General features: G+C 67.0%; 7 protein-coding genes. All 7 read right to left on the bottom strand.

Annotated features, from left to right (window positions below; all coding sequences use genetic code 11):
• Nucleotides 1-14: 14 nt before the first annotated feature.
• Nucleotides 15-275, bottom strand: a complete 261-nt coding sequence (locus P2P98_RS03480) for a F0F1 ATP synthase subunit epsilon (protein ID WP_058597269.1) — start codon at nt 273-275, stop codon at nt 15-17.
• 1 nt (nt 276) lies between these two features.
• Nucleotides 277-1,725: a F0F1 ATP synthase subunit beta gene (gene atpD / locus P2P98_RS03475; protein ID WP_275797264.1), complete on the bottom strand. Its 1,449-nt coding sequence runs from the start codon at nt 1,723-1,725 to the stop codon at nt 277-279.
• 22 nt (nt 1,726-1,747) lie between these two features.
• Complete coding sequence (locus tag P2P98_RS03470; protein WP_058627821.1) at nt 1,748-2,647, bottom strand: F0F1 ATP synthase subunit gamma; 900 nt, start codon at nt 2,645-2,647, stop codon at nt 1,748-1,750.
• Nucleotides 2,648-2,671: 24 nt separating this feature from the next.
• Entirely contained in the window at nt 2,672-4,303 is a 1,632-nt protein-coding gene (atpA, locus tag P2P98_RS03465; RefSeq protein WP_058597266.1) for a F0F1 ATP synthase subunit alpha, read from the bottom strand.
• Between the two features lie 63 nt (nt 4,304-4,366).
• Nucleotides 4,367-5,155: a F0F1 ATP synthase subunit delta gene (locus tag P2P98_RS03460; RefSeq protein WP_275797261.1), complete on the bottom strand. Its 789-nt coding sequence runs from the start codon at nt 5,153-5,155 to the stop codon at nt 4,367-4,369.
• A complete protein-coding gene (locus P2P98_RS03455; protein ID WP_275797259.1) occupies nt 5,155-5,733 on the bottom strand; it encodes a F0F1 ATP synthase subunit B in 579 nt (192 codons plus the stop codon). Before P2P98_RS03455 ends, P2P98_RS03460 begins: the two co-directional genes overlap by 1 nt.
• A 34-nt stretch (nt 5,734-5,767) precedes the next feature.
• On the bottom strand, nt 5,768-6,001 hold the full coding sequence (gene atpE, locus P2P98_RS03450) for a F0F1 ATP synthase subunit C (protein WP_043360904.1): 234 nt from the start codon (nt 5,999-6,001) through the stop codon (nt 5,768-5,770).
• Nucleotides 6,002-6,027: the final 26 nt, after the last annotated feature.

Below are 6,027 nucleotides of genomic sequence, written 5' to 3'. Positions count from 1 at the left end.
TGAGGAATCAGGCGTCAGGAGACGAGCGCAGCGTTTCCGGCCACGATCGTGAGCTCGTCGTTCGCCATCGACAGGAAGCCGTCCTCAGCGTTGGCGAGGATCTTCGAGCCGTCGGTGCGGGTGATGCGCACCTCGCCCTGGGCGAGGATCGCGAGCACCGGCTCATGCCCCTGCATGAAGCCGATCTCACCCTCGACGGTCTTGGCCACGACGAGCGAGGCCTCTCCCGTCCACACCTCGGCGTCGGCCGACACCAGGCTCACGCGCAACGACATGTCAGCCGTTCTCCTTCTGGATCTGCGCCCACTTGGCTTCGACGTCGGAGATGCCACCGACGTTGAAGAACGCCTGCTCGGCCACGTGGTCGAAGTCGCCCTTGACGATCGCGTCGAACGACTCGATGGTCTCCTTGATCGGGACCGTGGAGCCCTCGACACCGGTGAACTTCTTCGCCATGTAGGTGTTCTGAGAAAGGAACTGCTGGATGCGACGTGCACGCGACACGACGATCTTGTCTTCCTCGGAGAGCTCGTCGACACCGAGGATCGCGATGATCTCCTGCAGTTCCTTGTTCTTCTGAAGGATCTGCTTCACGGCGGTCGCCACGCGGTAGTGGTCGGCACCGATGTAGCGCGGGTCGAGGATGCGGCTCGTCGACGTCAGCGGGTCGATGGCCGGGTACAGACCCTTCGACGCGATCTCACGCGAGAGCTCGGTGGTGGCGTCGAGGTGCGCGAAGGTGGTCGCGGGAGCCGGGTCGGTGTAGTCGTCGGCCGGGACGTAGATCGCCTGGAGCGAGGTGATCGAGTGACCGCGCGTCGAGGTGATGCGCTCCTGGAGCACACCCATCTCGTCGGCGAGGTTCGGCTGGTAACCCACCGCGGAAGGCATGCGGCCGAGCAGCGTCGACACCTCGGAACCCGCCTGCGTGAAGCGGAAGATGTTGTCGATGAACAGCAGCACGTCCTGCTTCTGAACGTCACGGAAGTACTCCGCCATCGTCAGGGCCGAGAGTGCGACGCGCAGACGCGTCCCCGGCGGCTCGTCCATCTGGCCGAACACGAGGGCGGTCTTGTCGAAGACACCCGCCTCTTCCATCTCGCCGATGAGGTCGTTGCCCTCACGGGTGCGCTCGCCGACACCGGCGAACACCGAGACACCACCGTGGTCCTGCGCGACGCGCTGGATCATCTCCTGGATGAGGACGGTCTTACCGACACCGGCACCACCGAAGAGGCCGATCTTTCCACCCTGCACATACGGGGTGAGGAGGTCGATCGACTTGATGCCGGTCTCGAACATCTCGGTCTTGGACTCGAGCTGGTCGAAGCTCGGCGCCTTGCGGTGGATGCCCCAGCGCTCGGTGACCTCGATGGTCTCGCCGGGAGCGGCGTTGAGCACCTCACCCGTCACGTCGAAGACCTTGCCCTTGGTGACGTCGCCGACGGGCACCGAGATGGGGCCGCCGGTGTCGCGCACCTCCTGGCCGCGGACGATGCCGTCGGTCGGCTTGAGGGCGATGGCGCGGACGAGGTCGTCGCCGAGGTGCTGCGCGACCTCGAGGGTGATCTCGGTCGACTCGTCACCGATGGTGATCGTGGTCTTCAGCGCGTTGTAGATGTCGGGGATCGCGTCATGCGGGAACTCGATGTCGACGACCGGGCCGGTGACGCGCGCGACGCGTCCGACGACGGCCGCGTCGGTCTTCTCGGCGGTGAGGCTCATGGCTTCTTCTCTCCTTGGGAACTTACTTGCCGGATGCCAGGGCATCGGCGCCGCCGACGATCTCGGCGATCTGCTGCGTGATCTCCGCCTGACGCGCGTTGTTGCGCAGGCGGGTGTAGTCGGTGATGAGTTTGTCGGCGTTGTCACTGGCCGACTTCATGGCCTTCTGCGTCGCGGCGTGCTTGGCGGCCGAAGACTGCAGAAGAGCGTTGAAGATGCGGCTCTGGACGTAGACCGGCAGGAGCGCGTCGAGAACCGTCTCGGCGTCGGGCTCGAACTCGTAGAGCGGGTAGATCTCGGACTGCGCCGGTGCCTCATCGGCCTCGATGACCTCGAGCGGGAGAAGGCGGACCGACTCCGGCGACTGCGTCATCATGCTGACGAAGCGGTTGTAGACGAGGTGGATCTCATCGACGCCGTCGTTGTCGCCGCCCGCGCGGTAGGCCTTGAGGACCGACTCGGAGATCTCCTCCGCCGTCGAGAACTGCGGAGTGTCGGTGTCGCCGACCCACTGCTCGATGCTCGGCATGCGACGGAACTGGAAGTATCCGACGGCCTTGCGCCCGACGAGGTAGAAGACGACCTCTTTGCCCTGCGACCGCAGCAGCTCGGCCAGCTCGAGACCCTCGCGGAGGATCTGCGAGTTGAACGCGCCGGCAAGACCGCGGTCCGACGTGAAGATGACCACGGCCGAGCGGCGGATGTTCTCGCGCTCGGTCGTCAGCGGGTGGTCGACGGACGAGTACGTGGCCACCGCGGAGACGGCGCTCGTCACGGCACGCGCGAAGGGGGATGCCGCGCGCACACGCGCCATCGCCTTCTGAATGCGCGAGGCCGCGATGAGCTCCATCGCCTTGGTGATCTTCTTGGTCGTCTGAGCAGAACTGATCTTCTGCTTGTAGACCCGCAGTTGTGCGCCCATGATTCCGTTCTCGTGTCGCCGCTCTTAGCGACGGCCCTTGACGATCCGCTCCTGGTTGACGTCTTCCGCCTCGGCCGCGTCGACCTTCTCGGCGCCGACGACGCTCTGGTCGCCACCGGGCTGGAACTCGAGGGCGAACGCGTCGACCTTCTTCTCCAGCTCGGCGAGCGTGTCGTCGTCGAGCACGTTGGTCTCGCGCAGCGTGTCGAGCACGGTCGAGTTGCGACGCAGGTAGTCGAGCAGCTCGCGCTCGAAGCGGAGCACGTCCGAGACCTCGACGCTGTCGAGCTTGCCGTTGGTACCGGCCCAGATCGAGACGACCTGCTCCTCGACGGGGTACGGCGAGTACTGCGGCTGCTTGAGCAGCTCGGTCAGGCGCGCACCGCGGGCGAGCTGACGACGCGAGGCCGCGTCGAGGTCGCTCGCGAACATCGCGAAGGCCTCGAGCGAACGGTACTGCGCGAGCTCGAGCTTGAGCGTTCCCGAGACCTTCTTGATCGACTTCACCTGGGCGTCACCACCGACACGCGAGACCGAGATACCCACGTCGACCGCGGGACGCTGGTTGGCGTTGAAGAGGTCGGACTGCAGGAAGATCTGGCCGTCGGTGATCGAGATCACGTTGGTGGGGATGTAGGCCGAGACGTCGTTGGCCTTGGTCTCAATGATCGGCAGACCCGTCATCGAACCGGCGCCGAGCTCGTCGGACAGCTTGGCGCAACGCTCGAGCAGACGCGAGTGCAGGTAGAAGACGTCGCCGGGGTACGCCTCGCGGCCCGGCGGGCGGCGGAGGAGAAGCGAAACGGCGCGGTAGGCCTCGGCCTGCTTCGACAGGTCGTCGAAGATGATCAGGACGTGCTTGCCCTCGTACATCCAGTGCTGGCCGATGGCCGAACCGGTGTAGGGGGCGAGGTACTTGAAGCCGGCGGGGTCGGAGGCGGGAGCCGCGACGATGGTGGTGTACTCCATCGCGCCGGCATCCTCGAGCGCGCCCTTCACCGAAGCGATGGTCGAGCCCTTCTGGCCGATGGCGACGTAGATGCAGCGCACCTGCTTGTTGACGTCGCCCGACTCCCAGTTGGCCTTCTGGTTGATGATCGTGTCGATCGCGATGGCCGTCTTGCCGGTCTGGCGGTCGCCGATGATGAGCTGGCGCTGTCCGCGACCGACGGGGATCATGGCGTCGATGGCCTTGATACCGGTCTGGAGCGGCTCGTGAACGCTCTTGCGCTGCATGACGCCGGGAGCCTGGAGCTCGAGGGCACGGCGACCCGTCGTCGCGATCTCGCCGAGACCGTCGATGGGGTTGCCCAGCGGGTCGACGACGCGGCCGAGGTAGCCCTCGCCGACGCCGACCGAGAGGACCTCGCCCGTGCGGGTGACGCTCTGGCCCTCTTCGATGCCGGCGAAGTCGCCGAGGACGACGACACCGACCTCGTTCTCGTCGAGGTTCTGCGCGAGGCCCAGCGTGCCGTCCGCGAAGCGGATAAGCTCGTTGGCCATGACGCCGGGAAGGCCCTCGACGTGAGCGATGCCGTCGGCCGCGTCGACGACGGCGCCGACCTCGGTCGCCGCAGCGCCGGTGGGCTCGTAGGCGGTGACGAAGTCCTTCAGCGCGTCACGAATGACGTCGGGGCTGATAGAGAGATCTGCCATTGTCTTCCTTCGTTCGTGGGGCTGCGAGGCCCCCAGATCCACGCCCGTTCGGGCGGAAAGTCTTTAGCCTGCGATCCGCTGGCGGAGGTCAGCGAGACGTGCGGACACGCTCGCGTCGATGACGTCGTCCGCGATCTGCACGCGCAGACCGCCGACCACCGTCGGGTCGATCACGGTGTTCAGCGTGACCGCCGAACCGTAGCGAGCGCTGAGAGCGTTCTGCAGACGGGTCTGCTGCTCGGCGCTCAGAGGCGCTGCCGCGTAGACGGTCGCGACGATGCGCGTCCGCTGCTCGGCGACGATGCTCTCCGCGCGGCGGAGGAGTGCGCGCACCCGACGACCGCGGGCGTTCTGCACGAGCGACGACACGATCAGGGTCGTACCGGCGCTGACGCGTCCGTCGAGGAGCTTCGTGACGAGCGCGCCCTTTGCGGAGGCGTCTCCGAGACGCCCGCCCAGTGCGAGCTCGAGCTCTCCGTTGGCGGCGACCGTACGCGAGAACGAGAACAGCTCGGGCTCGATGTCGGCCGACTCCGCCACGGCGGTGGCGCGAACGGCGAGCTCCTCGATGCCCTCGACGAACTCGGCGGAGGTGGACCAGCGCTGCTGAGCGGCACTGCTGAGCAGCGCCACCGTCGCGGGACGGTAGGAAGAGCCGAAGACGGCCGACACCAGTCCCGCGCGAGCGGGAGCCGGCACCGACGAGTCGGACAGCGCGCCGCTCAGCTGAGCCGACCCGCTCACGGTGCCGACGGCAGCGAACAGTTCGCGCGCGACGTCGAGATCGACGCCCGAGGTGGAAGCCAGGGCCTCCGCCGTCGCGGTCCGCGCCTGAGTGGTCGCGCTGCCCATCAGTTACTCACCGGTCCCTGAGCCTGTCGAAGGGTCTCGGATGCCTCGAGCTCGGCGAGGAAGCGGTCGACGACGGCGTTCGCACGGGCGTCGTCCGACAGGGTCTCTCCGATCACGTTGCCCGCGAGGTCGACGGCAAGGGTGCCGACCTCGGAGCGCAGCTGGACGAGAGCGGTCTGGCGCTCGGCCTCGATCTGGTTGTGAGCGGCGGCGGTGATGCGCGCGGCCTCGACCGCGGCGGTCTCCTTCGCCTCGGCGACGATCTTGCGGCCGTCCTGGGTCGCGGTCTCGCGGATCTCACCGGCCTCACGGCGCGCCTCGGCGAGCTGGGCGGTGTACTGCTCGAGAGCGGCCTCGGCCTGTCGCTGAGCCTCGTCGGCCTTCGCGATGTTGCCCTCGATGGCAGCACTGCGCTCGTCGAGCAGCTTCGCCATGCGCGGCAGAGCGACGCGCCACACCACGAAGACGATGACGACGAAGCACACGGCCGACCAGATGATGTCGTAGACCGCGGGAATGAGCGGGTTGTGCGCTTCCCCCGCGGGCTCCGCGGCGAGTGTGACAAGAGCGTTCAGCATCCTGTCTCCTTACAGTGAGTCGAGAGCGGCCGGATCAGGTGAAGATGAAGCCGGTCGCGATGCCGATGAAGGCGAGCGCCTCGGTGAAGGCGATACCGATGAACATCAGCACCTGCAGGCGACCCGCGAGCTCGGGCTGACGGGCGACACCCTCGATCGTCTTGCCGACGACGATACCCACGCCGATGGCGGGGCCGATCGCGGCGAGGCCGTAGCCGATCGTGGCGACGTTACCGGTGACCTGGGCGAGAACCGTAGTTGCGTCCACGGATTTTTCCTTTCGGTTGGGTGGCT

The organism is Microbacterium sp. Kw_RZR3, assembly GCF_029222405.1.
Lineage (GTDB): Bacteria > Actinomycetota > Actinomycetes > Actinomycetales > Microbacteriaceae > Microbacterium.
Note: the sequence above shows the minus strand (reverse complement) of the source record. Positions and strands in the feature narration are given on the sequence as shown.